Source organism: Streptomyces sp. XY006, assembly GCF_002237655.1.
In the GTDB taxonomy this organism is placed as follows: Bacteria; Actinomycetota; Actinomycetes; order Streptomycetales; family Streptomycetaceae; genus Streptomyces; species Streptomyces levis.
Genome location: NZ_NOKT01000033.1, coordinates 20,693 through 39,428, shown reverse-complemented (window position 1 = coordinate 39,428; position 18,736 = coordinate 20,693). Strand labels below are relative to the sequence as shown.

17 protein-coding genes are annotated in these 18,736 nt (G+C 71.8%); 9 read left to right on the top strand and 8 right to left on the bottom strand.

Going from position 1 to position 18,736, the window contains the following annotated elements; translation table 11 throughout:
* Positions 1-2: 2 nt before the first annotated feature.
* Positions 3-536: an amino-acid N-acetyltransferase gene (locus CHR28_RS30965; RefSeq protein WP_094057034.1), complete on the top strand. Its 534-nt coding sequence runs from the start codon at positions 3-5 to the stop codon at positions 534-536.
* A 271-nt stretch (positions 537-807) separates the two neighbouring features.
* Positions 808-1,143: a histone-like nucleoid-structuring protein Lsr2 gene (locus tag CHR28_RS30960; RefSeq protein WP_094057033.1), complete on the top strand. Its 336-nt coding sequence runs from the start codon at positions 808-810 to the stop codon at positions 1,141-1,143.
* A gap of 9 nt (positions 1,144-1,152) precedes the next feature.
* Here CHR28_RS30960 and CHR28_RS30955 read toward each other — a convergent pair whose 3' ends face one another.
* Positions 1,153-1,923 carry an SCO3374 family protein gene (locus tag CHR28_RS30955; RefSeq protein ID WP_094057032.1) on the bottom strand — a complete coding sequence of 257 codons (771 nt, stop codon included), beginning with the start codon at positions 1,921-1,923 and terminating at the stop codon, positions 1,153-1,155.
* A 441-nt stretch (positions 1,924-2,364) separates the two neighbouring features.
* Here CHR28_RS30955 and CHR28_RS30945 point away from each other — a divergent pair, with 441 nt between their 5' ends.
* Positions 2,365-4,890, top strand: a complete 2,526-nt coding sequence (locus CHR28_RS30945) for an ATP-dependent Clp protease ATP-binding subunit (protein WP_094057031.1) — start codon at positions 2,365-2,367, stop codon at positions 4,888-4,890.
* Positions 4,891-5,695: 805 nt separating this feature from the next.
* Here CHR28_RS30945 and CHR28_RS30940 read toward each other — a convergent pair.
* The gene (locus CHR28_RS30940; RefSeq protein WP_094057030.1) at positions 5,696-6,337 is read right to left on the bottom strand and encodes an HAD family acid phosphatase; all 642 of its coding nucleotides are present in this window, start codon (positions 6,335-6,337) and stop codon (positions 5,696-5,698) included.
* A 440-nt stretch (positions 6,338-6,777) separates the two neighbouring features.
* Between CHR28_RS30940 and CHR28_RS30935 the strand changes: the two genes are divergently transcribed.
* Entirely contained in the window at positions 6,778-7,491 is a 714-nt protein-coding gene (locus CHR28_RS30935; RefSeq protein WP_094057029.1) for a M23 family metallopeptidase, read from the top strand.
* A gap of 25 nt (positions 7,492-7,516) precedes the next feature.
* On the opposite strand, the gene CHR28_RS30930 is transcribed toward CHR28_RS30935, so the two are convergent.
* The gene (locus tag CHR28_RS30930) at positions 7,517-8,113 is read right to left on the bottom strand and encodes a TetR/AcrR family transcriptional regulator (protein WP_094057028.1); all 597 of its coding nucleotides are present in this window, start codon (positions 8,111-8,113) and stop codon (positions 7,517-7,519) included.
* Between the two features lie 122 nt (positions 8,114-8,235).
* Between CHR28_RS30930 and CHR28_RS30925 the strand changes: the two genes are divergently transcribed.
* The 3 genes from CHR28_RS30925 (at position 8,236) to CHR28_RS30915 (ending at position 11,207) form a co-directional block, all read left to right on the top strand.
* Positions 8,236-9,834, top strand: coding sequence for an MDR family MFS transporter (locus CHR28_RS30925; protein ID WP_094057027.1), 1,599 nt, complete (start codon positions 8,236-8,238; stop codon positions 9,832-9,834).
* 429 nt (positions 9,835-10,263) lie between these two features.
* On the top strand, positions 10,264-10,698 hold the full coding sequence (locus tag CHR28_RS30920) for a helix-turn-helix transcriptional regulator (protein ID WP_094057026.1): 435 nt from the start codon (positions 10,264-10,266) through the stop codon (positions 10,696-10,698).
* Between the two features lie 62 nt (positions 10,699-10,760).
* The gene (locus CHR28_RS30915) at positions 10,761-11,207 is read left to right on the top strand and encodes a VOC family protein (protein WP_094057025.1); all 447 of its coding nucleotides are present in this window, start codon (positions 10,761-10,763) and stop codon (positions 11,205-11,207) included.
* A 16-nt stretch (positions 11,208-11,223) separates the two neighbouring features.
* On the opposite strand, the gene cseC is transcribed toward CHR28_RS30915, so the two are convergent.
* From cseC to CHR28_RS30890, 5 genes are all read right to left on the bottom strand, one after another.
* Positions 11,224-12,573: a two-component system sensor histidine kinase CseC gene (gene cseC, locus CHR28_RS30910; RefSeq protein WP_094057024.1), complete on the bottom strand. Its 1,350-nt coding sequence runs from the start codon at positions 12,571-12,573 to the stop codon at positions 11,224-11,226.
* Between the two features lie 7 nt (positions 12,574-12,580).
* Positions 12,581-13,282 (bottom strand): two-component system response regulator CseB, encoded by a 702-nt coding sequence (gene cseB / locus CHR28_RS30905; protein WP_094057023.1) that lies wholly within the window; start codon positions 13,280-13,282, stop codon positions 12,581-12,583.
* A 128-nt stretch (positions 13,283-13,410) separates the two neighbouring features.
* Positions 13,411-14,067: a hypothetical protein gene (locus CHR28_RS30900; RefSeq protein WP_179272614.1), complete on the bottom strand. Its 657-nt coding sequence runs from the start codon at positions 14,065-14,067 to the stop codon at positions 13,411-13,413.
* A complete protein-coding gene (locus CHR28_RS30895; protein WP_010048809.1) occupies positions 14,055-14,594 on the bottom strand; it encodes a SigE family RNA polymerase sigma factor in 540 nt (179 codons plus the stop codon). The genes CHR28_RS30900 and CHR28_RS30895 overlap by 13 nt, the downstream gene beginning before the upstream one ends.
* 293 nt (positions 14,595-14,887) lie before the next feature.
* Complete coding sequence (locus tag CHR28_RS30890) at positions 14,888-15,859, bottom strand: A/G-specific adenine glycosylase (protein WP_094057022.1); 972 nt, start codon at positions 15,857-15,859, stop codon at positions 14,888-14,890.
* 539 nt (positions 15,860-16,398) lie between these two features.
* Here CHR28_RS30890 and CHR28_RS38865 point away from each other — a divergent pair.
* Positions 16,399-18,060, top strand: a complete 1,662-nt coding sequence (locus tag CHR28_RS38865) for a sensor histidine kinase (RefSeq protein ID WP_094057021.1) — start codon at positions 16,399-16,401, stop codon at positions 18,058-18,060.
* Positions 18,057-18,713: a response regulator transcription factor gene (locus CHR28_RS30880; protein WP_094057020.1), complete on the top strand. Its 657-nt coding sequence runs from the start codon at positions 18,057-18,059 to the stop codon at positions 18,711-18,713. The genes CHR28_RS38865 and CHR28_RS30880 overlap by 4 nt, the downstream gene beginning before the upstream one ends.
* Positions 18,714-18,736 lie beyond the last annotated feature (23 nt).

The window sequence follows — 18,736 nt, the reverse complement described above, 5'->3', positions numbered from 1 at the left end:
TCATGTCCGCGAAGAGCCCCGACGCCCCCGCAAAAGCCATCACCGTCCGGCGGGCGCGCACCAGCGATGTCCCGGCCGTGCGTCGCCTCCTTGACGCCTACGTCCGCGGGGGCATCCTCCTCGACAAAGCAACGGTGACCCTTTACGAGGACATCCAGGAGTTCTGGGTCGCGGAACGCGACGACAACGCCGAGGTCGTCGGCTGCGGCGCCCTGCACGTGATGTGGGAAGACCTCGCGGAAGTGCGCACTCTCGCGGTGCAGCCCGGCCTCAAGGGCGCGGGCGTCGGGCACCTGGTGCTGGAGAAGTTGCTGCAGACCGCCCGCTGGCTCGGCGTTCGCCGGGTTTTCTGTCTGACCTTCGAAGTCGACTTCTTCGGCAAGCACGGCTTCGTGGAGATCGGCGAGACCCCGGTCGACACGGATGTCTACGCGGAGCTGCTGCGTTCCTATGACGAGGGTGTCGCGGAGTTCCTCGGTCTCGAACGAGTGAAACCGAACACCTTGGGCAACAGCCGGATGCTTCTGCATCTGTGATCGCCGAGGCGGACAACAGTCCGGCCACAACTGGGCCCGCCCGGTTCGTCAAGGCATATTCCGAGGCGCGCCCCCTGCCCCGGTGCCCTATGTCCGAAACGCGCACGTTTCCGGACGGAGGCGGGGCTACCGGTCTCTGCCGAGGGTTTGTGTTTTTCCGGCAAAAGCGGTTTGCTTTCCGAGGTACTGCAGTACTGCATATAACAGGGGACGGCGATACGGCGGACGCCGGCACACCCCGGCCCTGAAGATATCGATGAAAGGAAATCCGGTGGCACAGAAGGTTCAGGTCCTTCTTGTCGACGACCTCGACGGTGGCGAGGCGGACGAGACCGTGACGTTCGCGCTGGACGGCAAGACGTACGAGATCGATCTCACCACCGCCAATGCGGACAAGCTCCGTGGCCTTCTCGAGCCTTACGTGAAGGGCGGTCGTCGTACCGGAGGCCGTGCTTCGGGCGGGCGCGGAAAGACGCGCGCCGCTTCCAGCGGCAGCCAGGACACCGCGGCGATCCGCGCCTGGGCGAAGGAGAACGGCTACGAGGTCAACGACCGCGGCCGTGTTCCCGCGACCATCCGCGAGGCTTACGAGAAGGCCAACGGCTGAACAGCGGCACTACCGACCCTGCGTACGCGAGGCCGGCGGCTGGGCGCCCGCGCGCCGCAGCCGGACCCGGTGGCAGTGCGTGGCCACCGTGTCCACCAGCCGCACGAGATCGGGGGCGTCTCCACCGCCCCCCAAGGCCGACAGCGTCGGCAGCGAGGCCTCGACCTCGCATCCCGGCTCGGGGGGCCGCAGCCACACGGCGGCCCCCTGGGAACCGAGCCGGCCCAGGGGAAGCGGCCGGCCGGCACCCGGGCCGGGAGCACGCGGCGGCGGCACGTCCGCACCGGGGGGTGACGGGACGCCCGCGACGCCCGTAGCGGGGGGTGACGGGACGCCCGCGTCGCCCGTACCGCCGGCCGACCGCGCGTCCGGTACGCGAAGCGACGGCGCCTCCTCCCGGAGGGACGCCGCCGGCGGCAGCGGCGCCTGAAGGCAAGCGCCCGAGCCGAGGGCCCTGAGGTCCAGCGGCAGGGTTCCCCAGTCCAGCCACTCCAGCAGCCCCGGCAGCTCCTCCGCGCTGCCCGCGGCCACCAGCAGCTGCACGCGCCCGCCCCGGACGGCCACCGGAGAGCGCGGCCCCAGGCGCCGCAGCGCGGCGGCTCCCGCCTCCGCCGGTACGTCCAGGACGTCGAAGCGCACCCCGAGCGCCAGCCGCACCGGGTCCCCGGGCGCCGTCGGCCAGCCCAGGGCGTCCTCGTACCACCGCCGGACCCGGCAGCGGCGGGGCCGCGGGATCGCGCCGGGTGTGCGGCCGGTCACGGAGGGGAGGGCGCCGAACATGCCAAGTGCAACCGCCGGAAGGGCGCGCGGGTTACGCTGCTGTGACTTTGTGTGCTGATGTGAGCGCACAGCGTGGCGAAACGGGGGCGTGCGGGGGGTGCGCGGAGGCGCAAGGTTGTTCGCCCGTAGCGGAGGGAACGGGGGCGCTCGGCATGGACTGTCGGTCCCCCCGGGTAAGACATCCCTAGTGGGAGGGGGCGACACGCAGGAAAGGACGTCTCACGTTCGCCATCGGCGTACTGGCGAGTGGGGTATCTGCCTGGCCTGCGGGAACATCGTCTCGCACCATCGGGTTGGAGCAGATGTCGGCGTTCGGGGTCAGGAGGCCAAGGACGGTGTCGGCAGTTGGAATGAGCGGTCCCCGCTTGCGGGACTAAGCTGCGGAAGGACAGGGAGGGGAAGTTCCCCCCACTGCCTGACCGCTCTGAGGAGCGATTAACGATGTTCGAGAGGTTCACCGACCGCGCGCGGCGGGTTGTCGTCCTGGCTCAGGAAGAAGCCCGGATGCTCAACCACAACTACATCGGCACTGAACACATCCTCCTGGGCCTGATCCACGAGGGTGAAGGTGTCGCCGCCAAGGCCCTTGAGAGCCTCGGGATTTCGCTCGAGGCGGTCCGCCAGCAGGTGGAGGAGATCATCGGCCAGGGCCAGCAGGCCCCGTCCGGGCACATCCCCTTCACCCCCCGTGCCAAGAAGGTCCTGGAGCTGTCGCTCCGCGAGGCCCTTCAGCTGGGCCACAACTACATCGGCACGGAGCACATCCTGCTCGGCCTGATCCGCGAGGGCGAGGGCGTCGCCGCCCAGGTCCTGGTCAAGCTGGGCGCAGATCTGAACCGCGTGCGGCAGCAGGTGATCCAGCTGCTCTCCGGTTACCAGGGCAAGGAGACCGCCACCGCCGGCGGTCCTGCCGAGGGCACCCCCTCCACGTCCCTGGTCCTCGACCAGTTCGGCCGGAACCTCACCCAGGCCGCTCGTGAGTCCAAGCTCGACCCGGTCATCGGGCGCGAGAAGGAGATCGAGCGGGTCATGCAGGTGCTGTCCCGCCGTACGAAGAACAACCCGGTGCTGATCGGTGAGCCCGGCGTCGGCAAGACCGCCGTCGTCGAGGGCCTCGCCCAGGCCATCGTCAAGGGCGAGGTGCCCGAGACCCTCAAGGACAAGCACCTCTACACCCTGGACCTCGGTGCCCTGGTCGCCGGCTCCCGTTACCGCGGTGACTTCGAGGAGCGCCTGAAGAAGGTGCTCAAGGAGATCCGCACCCGCGGCGACATCATCCTGTTCATCGACGAGCTCCACACGCTGGTCGGCGCGGGTGCCGCCGAGGGCGCCATCGACGCGGCCTCCATCCTCAAGCCCATGCTGGCCCGCGGTGAGCTGCAGACCATCGGTGCGACCACGCTGGACGAGTACCGCAAGCACCTGGAGAAGGACGCGGCCCTGGAGCGCCGCTTCCAGCCCATCCAGGTCGCGGAGCCGTCCCTGCCGCACACGATCGAGATCCTCAAGGGTCTGCGCGACCGGTACGAGGCCCACCACCGCGTGTCCATCACGGACGAGGCGCTGGTCCAGGCCGCCACGCTGGCCGACCGGTACATCTCGGACCGCTTCCTGCCGGACAAGGCGATCGACCTGATCGACGAGGCCGGTTCCCGGATGCGCATCCGCCGGATGACCGCGCCGCCGGACCTGCGCGAGTTCGACGAGAAGATCGCCGGTGTCCGCCGGGACAAGGAGTCCGCGATCGACTCGCAGGACTTCGAGAAGGCCGCGTCCCTGCGCGACAAGGAGAAGCAGCTCCTCGCCGCCAAGGCCAAGCGGGAGAAGGAGTGGAAGGCCGGCGACATGGACGTCGTCGCCGAGGTCGACGGCGAGCTGATCGCCGAGGTCCTCGCGACCGCCACCGGCATTCCGGTCTTCAAGCTCACCGAGGAGGAGTCCTCCCGCCTGCTGCGCATGGAGGAGGAACTCCACAAGCGGGTCATCGGCCAGAACGACGCCGTCAAGGCGCTGTCGAAGGCGATCCGCCGTACGCGTGCCGGTCTGAAGGACCCCAAGCGTCCCGGTGGCTCGTTCATCTTCGCCGGCCCGTCCGGTGTCGGTAAGACCGAGCTGTCCAAGGCGCTCGCCGAGTTCCTCTTCGGCGACGAGGACGCGCTGATCTCCCTCGACATGTCGGAGTTCAGCGAGAAGCACACGGTCTCGCGTCTCTTCGGTTCGCCCCCCGGTTACGTGGGCTACGAAGAGGGCGGCCAGCTGACCGAGAAGGTGCGGCGCAAGCCGTTCTCGGTGGTCCTCTTCGACGAGGTCGAGAAGGCCCACCCGGACATCTTCAACTCGCTGCTGCAGATCCTGGAGGACGGTCGCCTGACCGACTCCCAGGGCCGGGTCGTGGACTTCAAGAACACGGTCATCATCATGACGACCAACCTCGGCACCCGGGACATCTCCAAGGGCTTCAACCTGGGCTTCGCGGCCTCGGGTGACACGAAGACCAACTACGAGCGCATGAAGAACAAGGTCCAGGACGAGCTCAAGCAGCACTTCCGGCCCGAGTTCCTCAACCGCGTCGACGACGTGGTCGTCTTCCCGCAGCTCAGCCAGGACGACATCCTCAAGATCGTCGACCTGATGATCGGCAAGGTGGACGAGCGCCTCAAGGACCGGGACATGGGCATCGAGCTCTCCCAGTCCGCCAAGGAGCTGCTGTCCAGGAAGGGCTACGACCCCGTGCTGGGTGCGCGTCCGCTGCGCCGCACCATCCAGCGCGAGATCGAGGACTCGCTGTCGGAGAAGATCCTCTTCGGCGAGCTCCGTCCCGGTCACATCGTGGTCGTGGACACGGAGGGCGAGGGCGAGGCCAAGACCTTCACCTTCCGCGGCGAGGAGAAGTCGGCCCTGCCCGACGTCCCGCCGATCGAGCAGGCGGCCGGCGGCACGGGTCCGAACCTGAGCAAGGACGCGTGACCGTCACGGCCGAGTGAGCCGGACGAGAGGGGCCGGTGCCTTCCGGGCACCGGCCCCTTCGCCGTGTCCGGGGTCGGACGCGGATGATCTCGACGGTGGGGAAGCCGTCGGCGTAGGGGGCGAGGGAGCCGCCGTGGAGCGGGCCGACACCCACCGTGGGCGGCCCGGGCAGCCGGGAGGCGATGACCGGCAGCGCCTTGATGGCCGGCGGATCGCCGAGAATCCGCGGATCCCGCCCGCCGGGCAGCTCCGACATGGCGGCCTCGTGGGCGTAGGCCTCCGGGCGCCGTAGCGGGACAGCGACGCCAGCACCGGCAGGGCGGCCACCTCGGACCAGTCCTCGGCGCTCAGGCACTGCCGGCCGGACACGCCGGACGTGAGGGACGGCAGCGTGGGCCACCGGGACAGGCCGCGCAGGCCCGTGGAGAGGGTGGAGTCCATCCCCAGGAAGAGGCTGAGCAGGGGCGCCTCGGTGGGCAGGGTGCCGGTGAGCCGGTCTCCCGGGAGGCTCCGGGTGATGGAGAGCCGGGTGAGCCGCCGCAGGTACCGCCAGTCCGGTGAGGACCGCGTCGGGGGCGGAGAGCACCAGGTGGGCGAGCACCAGATCGGTGAGCGGCAGGCCGGCCAGGCCGTCGGGGGCGGGGCCCGAGCGGTGCAGCCGCCTGGCCGGCTCGCGGTGGCCGAGGCGGACCGCTTGGACGTCGCCCATGGGGGCGCCGGGCTGCTGTCGAGCACCGTCGGGGCCGGCCGTCTCGCCCCCGGGATCACGAAACGGGGGCGAGACTGCCCGCAGTCGGTCAGGCGGTCAGGAGAGCTGGCCGTCGTAGTCCGGCAGCTTGAACGTCCGCTCGGCGTGGCCGCCCGAGAGGTCGGTGGCGCTGTTGCCGATGTTCGCGATGATCGTGTAGCCCTTCTTCTCGATGTCGACGCGCTGGGCCGTCTTGTAGTCGGCGACGTTCTTGAAGAGGTCGATGAAGTTGCGGACGTAGAGCCCGGAGACCCGGTAGCCGGTCTGCTTCAGGTTGTACTCGGTGAACGAGTAGATGATCCCGGGGCGGGCGGTCACGAAGAACACGGCGACGCCGCGTTCCTGCGCGTATCTGGCGGCCTCCAGGACCGGCTTGTTGGCCGGCTGCGGGTAGCTGAAGCCGAAGTCCGTCTCCAGCGCCGTGTTGTCGATGTCGAGGACGACAGCCTGCTTCTCGCCCGGCTTCGGGGCCGCGATCCGCTGCTTCAGGTAGGGCAGCGCCTGGTCCATCACGGCCTGACAGTCCCGCTGCCAGGTGGCGTAGTCGACGTCCGCCGCCGCGGTCGTGGCGGCGGCTGTGGCGGGCGCGGAGGCGCGGGTGGGGGTCGCCGCGTCGGCCGGTGCGGCCATGGCCACCAGGGCGGCCGCCGAGACGGCGGTGACGGATGCGCGGTGCAGCCAGGGGCGTCGGGTCTGCATGTCGTGGGGGTCCTCTCACGTCAATGACGCTGCCAACATGTCGTGTGCATGCTCGTGGGCGAGGGTGGCGCGAGGGGAACCGTAGGGTTACCGGACGGTAGGTGCCTAGTAGCGTGCGCCACATTTCCGGAAGGACCGCAGAAGGGCTCCGGTGACATGCCGCACAGGCGATATGTCCGTTACTACCTGGAATAGTGGTGAGCGGCCCGGGAGGAAACGGGCATCGCCCCCGTGGAAGGGGCGGAAGTGCAGGCTCATGCTCTGTTTCGTCCCGAATGAGGGGTGTGTCAAGAGACGTAGAACACTGAACGAAATTACTAACTTCTGTCGTAGATCACGTTTTTGGGAGTTTGTCGGGCCTCGGGTTACCAAGGGATGGCCATTCGGCGAGCGACTGCGCGCCGGGTGGTTTTCTCCGTCCCCTTCCCCACGAGGTTTCGATGTCCCAGCGCGTCACGTCCCGTTCCTTCCGTACGTCCCAGCTCCGCACCCGTGCGACCGTGCTGGCCGCCGGCCTCGGTGTCTCGGTCGCACTGGGAGCCGGGGTCGCGTCCGCCGCCGACACCACGGCCGCGTCCGGTGCCGCCAGTGCCGTCCAGGCACAGGCCGCCGCCCAGGCCAAGGCCGCCAAGGCCGAGGCCGTGAAGGCCGAGAAGGCCGCCCAGGCCGCCGCGGCGAAGAAGGCGGCCGAGAAGAAGGCCGCCGCGAAGAAGGCGGCCGCGAAGAAGGCCAAGCCGTCCTGGGTCGACCCGGTGAAGAAGTACAAGCTCTCCGCGAGCTTCGCCCAGAACGGCGGCATGTGGCAGTCCACCCACAGCGGCCAGGACTACGCCGTCCCGAGCGGCACCCAGGTCGTCGCCGCCCACGGCGGCACGGTGGTCAAGGCCGGCGGCAACGGCGCCGGTGACGGCCCCGCCTACGGCAACGCCGTCGTGATCAAGCACGGCAACGGCACCTACTCGCAGTACGCCCACCTGTCGAAGGTCAACGTGCGCATCGGCCAGGTCGTCAAGACCGGCCAGGAGATCGCCCGGTCCGGCAACACCGGCAACTCCAGCGGTCCCCACCTGCACTTCGAGATCCGCACGACCCCGAACTACGGCTCGGCGGTCGACCCGGTCAAGTTCCTGCGCGCCAAGGGCGTGAAGGTCTGACCCGGCCCCGCGCCGACCGGGTCCGCTAGGAGCTCCTGGCTCCCCGGTGGGCCTGGGTCACCAGATCCGTGGCGACCTCGAGAACGGCCTTGTGCCGCTCCTCGGGGTCGTCTCCCACGTCCTGGAGCAGGAACATCCCGGCGTGCAGCGTGAAGATCGCGCTGGCGCAGCGGACCTGGTCGACCAGGTCCGCGTCCGGGTCGACGATGATGTCGCGCAGGCTGTGCACGCGCGCCTTGAAGGACTCGCCGATCCGCAGGTCCCGCACCGATGCCTGGTTGTCGTGCATGAAGCGGAACAGCGGGGCCGCCTCGGCGAGCGTGTCGGCGTAGCGGCGGATGATCTCCTGCTTGGTCTCCAGCGTGTGCGGCCGGCTCCGGCCCCAGTCGATCAGGTCCTCGATCGGCTGCGTGAGGTCCTCGAAGATGCTGACGAGGATCTCTTCCTTCGTCTTGAAGTGGTAGTAGAGCGCCGCCTTGGTGACGTCCAGGCGCTCGGCGATCTCGCGCAAGGACGTCTTCTCGTAGCCCTGCTCCGCGAAGAGTTCGAGGGCCACGTCCTGGATGCGCCGGCGGGTGTCCCCGCGGCGCCGCTGCCTGGTGCCGTCCATGGTGCCGCCCATCCTCCTACGCCGCTCGCTTTCCATAAACTTACTTGACGCCCGGCTAGTTCCGCGGCTAGCTTCCGAGTGTAGTCACTAGCCGGTCGGCAAGTAAGTAGCGGTAGCTGGGGGAGTGGGAAGCGATGGCGGACACGACGGACACGGTGGCGGCGGCCGACGCCGGTACCGGGGGGAAACAGCCCAGGAGCGTGCGGGTCGTGCTCCTCGCGCTGATGATCGCGATGATGCTCGCGATGCTCGACAACATGATCATCGGCACGGCGATGCCGACGATCGTCGGTGAGCTGGGCGGGCTCGAACACCTCTCGTGGGTGGTCACCTCGTACACGCTCGCCACCGCCGCCTCGACCCCGCTGTGGGGCAAGCTCGGCGACATGTACGGCCGCAAGGGCACGTTCCTGTCGTCGATCGTCCTGTTCCTGATCGGCTCGGCGCTCAGCGGCATGGCCCAGGACATGGGCCAGCTCATCGGCTTCCGCGCGGTCCAGGGCCTCGGCGCCGGCGGTCTGATGGTCGGCGTCATGGCGATCATCGGCGACCTGATCCCGCCCCGGGAGCGCGGCAAGTACCAGGGCATGATGGCCGGCGTCATGGCGCTGGCGATGATCGGCGGCCCGCTCGTCGGCGGCACGATCACCGACAACTGGGGCTGGCGCTGGGCGTTCTACATCAACCTGCCGCTCGGCGTGGTCGCGCTGGTCGCCGTCAGCGCCGTGCTGCACCTGCCGAAGAAGCGGGCCCAGGCGCGGATCGACTACCTGGGCGCCGGGCTGCTGACCGTCGGCATCACCGCGATCGTGCTGGTCACCACCTGGGGCGGCACCGAGTACGCCTGGACCTCGGCGCGGATCATGGAGCTGATCGGGATCGGCGTCGCCGCACTGGTCGGGTTCGTGTTCTGGCAGACCCGCGCCGCGGAGCCGGTCCTGCCGCTGCACATCTTCCGCAGCCTGAACTTCACGCTGATGTCGGTCATCGGCTTCATCACGGGCTTCGTGATGTTCGGCGCCACGCTGTTCCTGCCCTTCTACCAGCAGGCCGTGCAGGGCGCCTCCGCGACCAACTCCGGGCTGCTGCTGCTGCCGATGCTCGGCGCGATGCTCGTCACGTCGATGGTCGCCGGGCGCGTGACCACCAACACCGGCCGCTACAAGGTGTTCCCGGTGCTGGGCAGCGCGCTGATGATCGTCGGCCTGTACCTGCTGTCCACGATGGACACGGGGACCTCGCGGTTCACGTCCGGTGTCTTCATGGCCGTGGTCGGCCTCGGCATGGGCTGCCTGATGCAGATCACCATGCTGGTCGCGCAGAACAGCGTGGAGATGAAGGACATGGGCGTCGCGTCCTCGTCCACCACCCTCTTCCGCACCCTGGGGTCCTCCTTCGGCGTCGCGATCATGGGCGCGCTGTTCAACCACCGCGTCCAGGACGTCATGGCCGAGCGGGCCGGGGCGCTGGGCTCGAAGGTGACCGAGCAGTCCGCCCAGCTCGACCAGGCGAGCCTGGCCAGGCTGCCGGAGGCGGCCCGGGAGGCCTACCAGCACGCGGTCGCCGCCGGTACGCACTCGGCGTTCCTGCTGGGAGCAGCGGTGGCGGTCCTCGCCCTGGCGGCGGCGGTGTTCGTGAAGGAGGTGCCGCTGAAGGGAGCGGGCCCCAAGTCGGCGGAGGACGGCAAGGCCGACGGCCCGGCGGCTCCGGCCCCGATGGCCGAGGCGGTCTGACCGACGCCGCGCGAAACGGCGACAACGTCACCGACCGGCCTGTCGCCGACCGGCACGTCACCGACCGGCCTGTCGCCGAGTGGCACGTCACTGACCGGTACGTGACCGACTGGCCTGTCACCGAGCGGCAGGTCACCGAGCGGCACGTCACTGACCGGCCTGTCGCCGAGTGGCACATCACCGACTTACGGCCGTGTTGCACATCGGCTCGCGTACAAGCCCCCGGGTTCCGGCCCCGGGGGCTTTGCCGTGCCCGCACTCGCGTTCCGGCGCACACGGGGACGACCCCCAGCCCGTGCCCGCACTCGCGTTCCGGCGCACACGGGGACGACCCCCAGCCCGTGCCCGCACTCCGCTGTCCCGCGCCCCCGTCCCTCTGCGCACCGGCCGATGTCAGACCCCCGTGTCACCATCGGTCGCATGGACAGGATGCGGCAGGTCCGGCTCGCCAAGGACGCCATGGACCGGGACTGGGCCGACCCCGGGCTCGACCTGGACACGGTGGCCGCGCACGCCGGGTACTCGCGGTATCACTTCATCCGCGCCTTCAAGGAGGCCTACGGCGAGACCCCCGGCCAGTACCTCACGCACCGCCGGATCGACCGCGCCGAGGACCTGCTGCGCACGGCGAACCTCTCGGTGACGGAGATCTGCCACCTGGTCGGCTTCAGCAGCGTCGGCACCTTCTCGGCCCGCTTCAAGGCGTGGACGGGGATGACCCCCAGCGCGTACCGGTCCAGGCACGTCGGCCGCGGAGCCGCCCTGATACCGGGCTGCTACGCCATGCTCTGGGCCGGCGGCTTCCGTTCCGCCCCCGCGCCGGCCCCCGCCGACGAGCAGCGCAATTCCGGAGAAGCGCGCTGACATCCCCGCTGCCTACGGTGGCAGGGCACGCACGACGAGCCGCGAAGCAGCAGGAGCACGCCATGATCAAGGGTCTCGCCATCTCGACCGTCTGGGTCCTCGACCAGGACCGGGCCAAGGAGTTCTACACGGAGAAGCTGGGTCTGGAGGTCCGTACGGACATGACCATGGGCGAGGGCGGCATGCGCTGGCTCACGGTCGGCTCGCCGAACCAGCCCGACGTCGAGCTCACCCTGATGGTGCCCGGCGGGCCCGCGACGGACCCCGAGTCCGCCGAGATGTTTCGCACGCTGGTGACCAAGGGCGCGCTCGGCGCGGGCGTGCTGACCACCGACGACATCCACGGCGACTACCGCAAGCTCAAGGACCGGGGCGTGGAGTTCCTCCAGGAGCCGCAGGAGCGTCCGTACGGCACGGAGGCGCTCTTCCGCGACGACTCCGGCAACTGGTTCTCGTTCACCCAGCGCCGCGAGGGCGGTCTCGACCTGGACCAGGACTGGACCTGCTGATCCGGGGGGCGGGCCGTCAGGACGCCGGCAGCATCGGGTAGCTGCCCGTGTTCGTCGGCGCGTGTTCCGGCAGCCACAGCACCGCCACCGCGCCCTCGGCCGGTACGCCCTCCGGCGCGCCCGGCGTGCGGACGTTGCGGAAGGTCAGCCGGGCGCCCAGCACGCGGGCCTGCCCGGCCGCGATGGTCAGGCCGAGGCCGTGGCCGTGCCCGGCCCGGTCCTTGCTGCCGGTGCGGAAGCGGCTCGGCCCCTCGGCGAGCAGGTCCTCCGGGAAGCCCGGGCCGTGGTCGCGCACCCGGATGACCCGGCCCTCGACGGTGACCTGGACGGGCGGCTTGCCGTGCCGGGCCGCGTTGGCCAGCAGGTTGAACAGCACGCGCTCCAGGCGCCGGGGGTCCGTGGTGACCTCCGACTCGTGCACGATCCGCACCTCGATGTCCGGGTCCTTGGCCGCCACCCGCCGGGCGACGAACTCGCCCAGCATGATGTCCTGCAGCTCCGCCCGCTCCGAGGCGCCGTCGAGACGGGCCACCTCCAGCACGTCCTCGACGAGCGTGCGCATGGCCTTGGCCCGGTCCAGCACCAGCTCGGTCGGGCGGCCGGGCGGCAGCAGTTCGGCGGCGGTCAGCAGCCCGGTCACCGGGGTGCGCAGTTCGTGCGCGATGTCGGCGGTGACCCGCCGTTCGGCCTCGATGCGCTGGCGCAGGGCGTCCGCCATGGCGTCCACCGCGCTGGCCAGGTCGTCGGTCTCGTCCCGCACGACCCCGCCCATGGCGTCCCGCACGCGCACGTCCGTCTCGCCGCCCGCGAGCTGGTTGGCCGCGACGGCCGCCTTGCGCAGCCGCCGCGACAGATGGCCGCCGATGAGCACGCCGAGCGCGCTGCCGCCGAGGACGACGGCGATCGACCCGATCACCAGGGCCTGGTCGAGGTCCTTGAGGATGTCCGAGCTGCGGTCCGTGAAGCCCGAGTGCAGGGACATCACGTGCCCGTTCTTCAGCGGCACCGCGGCCCATATGTCCGGCGCGTCACCGGGCCGGTCCGCCACGTAGGTGGCCCGCTGGCCCGCCTCGACCCGGTCCCGCAGCTCCTCCGGGAGGTTCGGGTCGTCGATCTTGGTGTTGGGGAAGTTCATACGCCCGGACAGCTCGAAGTTGCGCTGGGCGATCATGATGCGCTCGTCGGCGAGGTCGCGCGCGTTGTCCAGCATCGACACCCGCGCGGCGTTGTGCACGACCAGGCTCAGCGCGATCGCCACCAGCGCGCCGACCAGCGCGATGGCCGCGCTCAGCTTCCATCTCAGGCCCGTGCGGATGCCCGCGCGCTCCAGACCCGTGGCGACCAGGCGCCGGAAGTGCCCCCTCATACCCCGCTCAGGCCTTCAACTTGTAGCCGAAACCCCGGACCGTCTCGATCCGGTCCTGGCCGATCTTCTGCCGCAGCCGCTGCACGTGCACGTCGACGACCCGGGTGTCCCCGCCCCAGCCGTAGTCCCACACCCGCTCCAGCAGCTTGTCCCGGGAGAGCACCGTGCCCGGCGCCGAGGAGAACTCCAGCAGCAGCCGCATCTCGGTCGGCGTCAGCGCCACCGGCTGCCCGGCCCGGCGGACCTCCATGCCCTCGGTGTCGACCTCCAGGTCCCCGAAGGTCAGCACCCCGCCGTCGGCCGGGGCGGCCTGCTCCTCGGCGCGGCCCCCGCCCGCATGCCCGAACCGCCGCAGCACCGCGCGGATCCGGGCGACCAGCACGGCCCCGTCGAACGGCTTGGTCACGTAGTCGTCGGCGCCCGCCTCCAGGCCCAGCACCACGTCGATGGAGTCGGCCCGGGCCGACAGCATGATCACCGGCACGGTCGACTCGTCCCGGATACGGCGGCACAGACTGACCCCGTCCAGGCCGGGGACCATCACGTCCAGCAGCGCGATGTCGGGCCGGTCGGCCCGGAACGCCTCCAGGCCCGACAGCCCGTCGGGCATGGCGGTGACCGCGAAGCCGTCCCGTTCCAGGGCCAGCTGCGTGGCCTCGCGGATGACGTCGTCGTCCTCGACGAACAGGACGTGGGTCTGGTCTGCCATCCCGGTGCTCTCTGTCCTTAGGGGTTCGTGGGGTGCGTTCTCTTCGCTGTGACGCGCGAAACGGGCGCCGCGTTCACCGAGTCATCGGTCCGGGGCGCCCGAACGGTTCACGCGGCCGTGCGGCGGCGTCAGCTCGCGGGCGCCGGCGACGGGGTGTCGCCGACGACCTTCCCGTAGTCGTTGTGCGTGCGGTACTCCTCGTCGAACCGGCCGGACGACCACCGGTACGTGATCACGTTCTCCCCGGAGGGACTCGACACCGGGTCGCCCTTCTCGTACACCTGCTTGGTCACCACGAGGTCGCCGCGGTCGATCTCCGCGTAGACCGGGGGCTCCTCGGCCTTGAACACATTCTGGTACGAGCCGTCCTGCTCGCGGTACACATAACTGCCCACGCCCACCGCGTCGCCGCAGGTCAGCACATTGACCACGACGTCGTCGGCCGAGCCGCCGGTCAGATTCCCGTAGGAGACGTCGACCGGGTACTCGTCGGCCACGCACGGCTTGAGGTCCCGCTTGACCTCCGGCGCGACCTTCGGGTCGTCCTTGATGAGCGCGACCGCGTTCACGGTGTCGGGTGTCTTCGACGGCACCGCGGTCGGGGTGGCCGCGGCGGCACCCGCCACCGAGTCGGCGTGCGCCGGGCCCTCGTCCCGGGCTCCGGTGCCGCCGGCGGCACACGAGGACGCGAAAAGGGCGAGGGCGGCGAACACGGCCAGTGCCGTGATCACCGCCTGGATGCCGCCCCGGTTCCCCGGGGAACCCTCGCCGGTCAGGCCGCGCACCGCTCCCGCTCCTCACGCTCCAGCGCGCGTGCGTCCAGATCGCGGGACTCCAGCTCCTCGCGGAGCCGGGCGAGCGCCCGGTGCAGCGTGCTCTTGACCGTTCCGGCCGACATGCCGAGGGCGGCGGCCGTCTCCTCCGTGGACATCTGCTCCCAGTGTCGCAGCACCACGACACTGCGCTGCTTCGGGGCGAGGACCTTCAGCACGTCCATCAGCAGGGCGCGGTCCGCGTGCTGCTCGGTGGAGTCGTCGACCGAGGCGTCCGGGAGCTGCTCGGTGGGCACCTCCTCCAGCTTGCGGGCCCGCCACCACTCCGTCCGGGTGTTGATCATCACCCGGCGCAGGTAGGCGTCGGCCAGCCGCTTGTCCTCGATGGTCTCCCAGCGGCCGTACGTCCGCACCAGTGCCGTCTGCAGCAGGTCCTGGGCGTCCGTGGGGTCCGGGACCAGGCGGCGGGCGCTGCGCAGCAGCGCGTCCTGCCGGGTGCGGACGTACTCCTCGAACTCGAGCACCTCGCCCTGCGCCATGGTGAACCGCCTCCCGTTTCCCCGTCCGGGCCGGCTCCCCGCCGCCCGTGCACTGCCTGTGGTCCTCAGTCGTCCCGGGTCTTCCGGGAACGCATCCGAAGGTACGGAGGCCTTGTCACGGCGCTGTCCGAAGCAGCCTGCGGCCAGCGCTCGGCTGTCCGTCGGTTGTGTAACGGATGTCGGAACGGGGTAAAACGGTGGGCCAGTTGAGATGGTTATGGGGTGATTTGCCCGGCCGTTGAAGCCGCTGAAGCAGGGCGGCGGCGGGGAAGCGTCTGTGACGTTCCTGTGCGTCAGGTCAGCGGCAGCCGGTACAGCCCGCCCGCCATCGGCTCCACCAGACCGTCGGCGACGAGCCCGTCGAGGGCGCGGGCCCGCTGCACCGGCTCGTGCCACACCCGGTCCAGGGCCGCCTGCGGCACCGGTCCGTGCGCCTCCCGCAGCACGGCGAGCAGCCGCCCGCGCACCTGACGGTCGGTGCCCGCGTACGTCTGGCCGCGGCGCGGCGGGCCGTCGTGCGCCGGCTTGCCCGCCAGCCGCCACGCGCACTGCGCGGCGATCGGGCAGCGGTGACACGACTCGCTCTTGGCCGTGCACACCAGCGCGCCCAGCTCCATGGAGGCGGCGGCCCAGCGGGCGGCGGTCGGCTCGTCGTCGGGCAGCAGCGCGCGGGCCAGCCTGCGTTCGGCGGCGGTGGTGGCGTTGGGCGGGTACTGCACGCCGGTGACCGCGCGGGCCAGGACCCGGCGCACGTTGGTGTCCAGCACGGGGTGGCGCTGCCCGTAGGCGAAGGAGGCGACTGCGGCGGCCGTGTACTCGCCGATGCCGGGCAGGGCCAGCAACTGGGCGTGGTCGGACGGTACGTCGCCGCCGTGCCGTTCCGTTATCGCGACGGCGGCGCCGTGCAGCCGCAGGGCGCGGCGCGGGTAGCCGAGCCGGCCCCAGGCGCGCACGGCCTCGCCGGGCGCCTCCCGGGCGAGGTCGGCGGGGCGCGGCCAGCGGGCCAGCCACTGCTCGTAGACGGGCAGGACGCGGCTCACCGGCGTCTGCTGGAGCATGAACTCACTGACCATCACGCCCCACGCCCCGGCCTCGGGGCGCCGCCAGGGCAGGTCGCGGGCGTTCTCGTCGAACCAGTCGATGACGGGGGAGTGCAGGTCCGTGCCGGGCGACGCGGGGGAAGGGACGGCCGGAGCAGCGGCGGGAGAAGGGACCGCGGGGGTCCCGGCGGGTTCGGGCTGCGAGGGCTTCGTGGGAGCAGTCATGACCTCCCGATGGTGCCACGCACCAACCCCATCCCGGGCACACCGCCACCGCCAGGCACGCTGCGGCCGACGGGGGCACACCGCCGCGGGCGGCGCACACCGCGGCCCTCGCGGTCGCCCCGCCCCGCCACTGCCGCGGTCGCGCCGCCGGCGACGGGGCACGCTGCCTCCAGCGGCGTACCCCCGCGGTCGTGGGTGCGCCGCTGCCGCTGTGGGCGCGCCGCCGACGGCGGGGGTACGCCATATCCGCGGTGCTTGGCGCGACCGCCGCGGGCGCACGCGCCGCGACGGCGCGCGCTGTGGCCATCGCGGCGCGTCGCCGTGGTGGGCACGCAGCGTCCCGGCGGGGGCATGCCGCCTCCGGCGGCGGCGCTGTCCGTCGTAGGCAGGCTGCTGAGGGCCGGGACCGCGCTGTGGCCGCCGTTGCCGTGGGCGCGTCGGTGGCGTCGCGGGTGCGCTGTCATCGGCGCGTCGTGGGCCGCTGGTACCTGACGATCGTCAGCAGTCGGGGCCCGGGTGGCGCTTGTAGCGTCCGGGGTATGGAACGTCCTCGTCCGGTCCCTCTCGCCCGGGGTGCCCTGCTGTGGGTGGTCCTCGCGCTGCCCGCGCTCGCCGCGGACCGGCTCGGGCTGAACGAGCCGCGGCCGCTCTGGCAGCAGGCCGCCGGCGTGGCGGTGCTGGCCGTCGCGGCCGGGCTCGCGCGCCGCGCCCCCCTGGCCGCCTTCGCGCTCGCGGCCGCCGTGAGTCTCGCCGCCGCTCCCGCCCTGTTCACCGTCTCGTACGGCCCCGCCCTCGGCGTGTTCGCGCTGCTGCTCGGGCTGCGCGCGGCCCGGGCGCGCCCCGCCGCGCTGTGCTTCACCGCCCTCGGCTGTGCCGGCACCGCGCGCATCGCGCTCGTCGGGGTCGACCCCGCCCCGGAGTGGTTCGTCATGACCGGCACGCTGCTCTTCGGCTGTGTCTTCCCCTGGCTCGGCGGGCGGTACTGGCGGCAGAGCCGGCAGCTGGCCGAGGCGGGCTGGCTGCGGGCCGCCCGGCTGGAGGACGAGCAGCGCCACGCCGAGGAACGCGCCCGGCTGCGCGAACGCGCCCGGATCGCCCAGGACATGCACGACTCCCTCGGGCACGAGCTGAGCCTCATCGCCCTGCGCGCGGGCGCCCTCCAGGTCGCCCCCGGCCTGGGCGACGCGCACCGCAGCGCGGCGGCCGACCTGCGCGTGGCCGCCGCCGACGCCACGGACCGGCTGCACCGCATCATCGGCGTCCTGCGCGAGGACGACGAACCCGCGCCCCTCGCCCCGCCCGGCGAGACACTGGAGCAACTCGTCGCCCGGGCCGCGGAGTCGGGACTCCCCGTGCGCTGGGAGCCCGCCGGACGGGGGACGGACCCGGAGCCCGGCGAGGTCGCCGAGCGGCTGCTGCACCGCGTGGTCCGTGAGGCGCTCACCAACGCGGCCCGGCACGCGCCGGGCGCCCCCGTGACCGTGTCGGTGGCGGGGCGGGCCGCGGGCACGTCCGTCAGCGTCACCAACGGCCCGCCCGCCAGTGTCACCAACGGCCCGCCTGCCAGCGGTGGTTCGGGCCCGTCCGGGGGCGGCACGGGGCTGCTCGGGCTGCGCGCCGCGGTCACGTCGGCGGGCGGCGTGTTCGAGGCGGGCCCGCACGAGGACGGCTTCCGGGTCCGGGCGTACGTCCCACGGCAGCGGCCCCCGGCCGAGCCCCCGCACCCCGCGTCCGCCCCGGCCGAGCCCCAGCGCCCCGCGTCCACCCCGGCCGAGCCCTCGCGCCTCGCCTCCGCCCCGGCCCCGTTCGCGCACGCCCGCCGCCGCTTCGCCGTCGGCCTCGGCAGCGCCGCCGGTGCGGGCGTGGCCGTGGTCGGCGCGGCCTTCGGCTGGTACGCGTACGCGGAGACGCACTCGGTCCTGGCGCCCGCCGTCTACGCGCGGCTCCAGCCGGGCGCCCCGGCCGCCGAGGTCGCGCCCGTGCTGCCCGGGCGCGAGGTGGCCGACCCGCCCGCGGAACGGGCCCCCGCACCACCCGCCGGAGCCGACTGCCGCTACTACCGCGCCAGCGGTGAACTCTTCGTCTCCGTCGACCACTTCAGACTGTGCTTCAAGGCCGGGCGGCTGGTCGCCAAGGACGTCGTCCCGCGCGTCGGCCTGTCCGGCGAAGGGCGAGAGGAATACGAGGAGTTCGCACGGTGATCCGCGTACTGCTGGCCGACGACGAGACGATGGTGCGGGCCGGGGTGCGGGCCATCCTGGGCAGCACCGACGGGACGGAGGTCGTCGCCGAGGCCGGTGACGGACGCGAGGCGGTCGAACTGGCCCGCGCCCACCGCCCGGACGTGGCGCTGCTCGACATCCGTATGCCGCGCCTGGACGGGCTCACCGCGGCGGAGGAGATCGTACGGACCGTGCCGGGTACGGCCGTCGCCATGCTCACCACCTTCTCCGAGGGCGCGTATGTCACCCGCGCCCTCGGCGGCGGCGCCACCGGCTTCCTGCTGAAGTCCGGCGACCCGTACGAACTCATCGCGGGCGTACGGGCGGTGGCGGCGGGCGCCGCGTTCCTGTCGCCGAAGGTGGCCCGGTACGTCATCGACGAGGGCCTCGGCGGCGGCCGGCTCACCCGAGAGGCACGGGCACGCGCGCGCGTGGCGGTGCTGAGCCCCCGCGAACGCGAGGTGCTCGGGCTGGTCGGCGCGGGCCTGTCCAACCCGGAGATCGCCGCCCGGCTCCATCTCGTCGAGGGCACGGTCAAGGCGTACGTGAGCGCGGTCCTGGAGCGGCTGGAGGTACGCAACCGGGTGCAGGCGGCGATCGTGGCGTACGAGGCGGGCCTGGTCGAGCAGTAGGGCCCACGCGTCCCGCCCGGGCG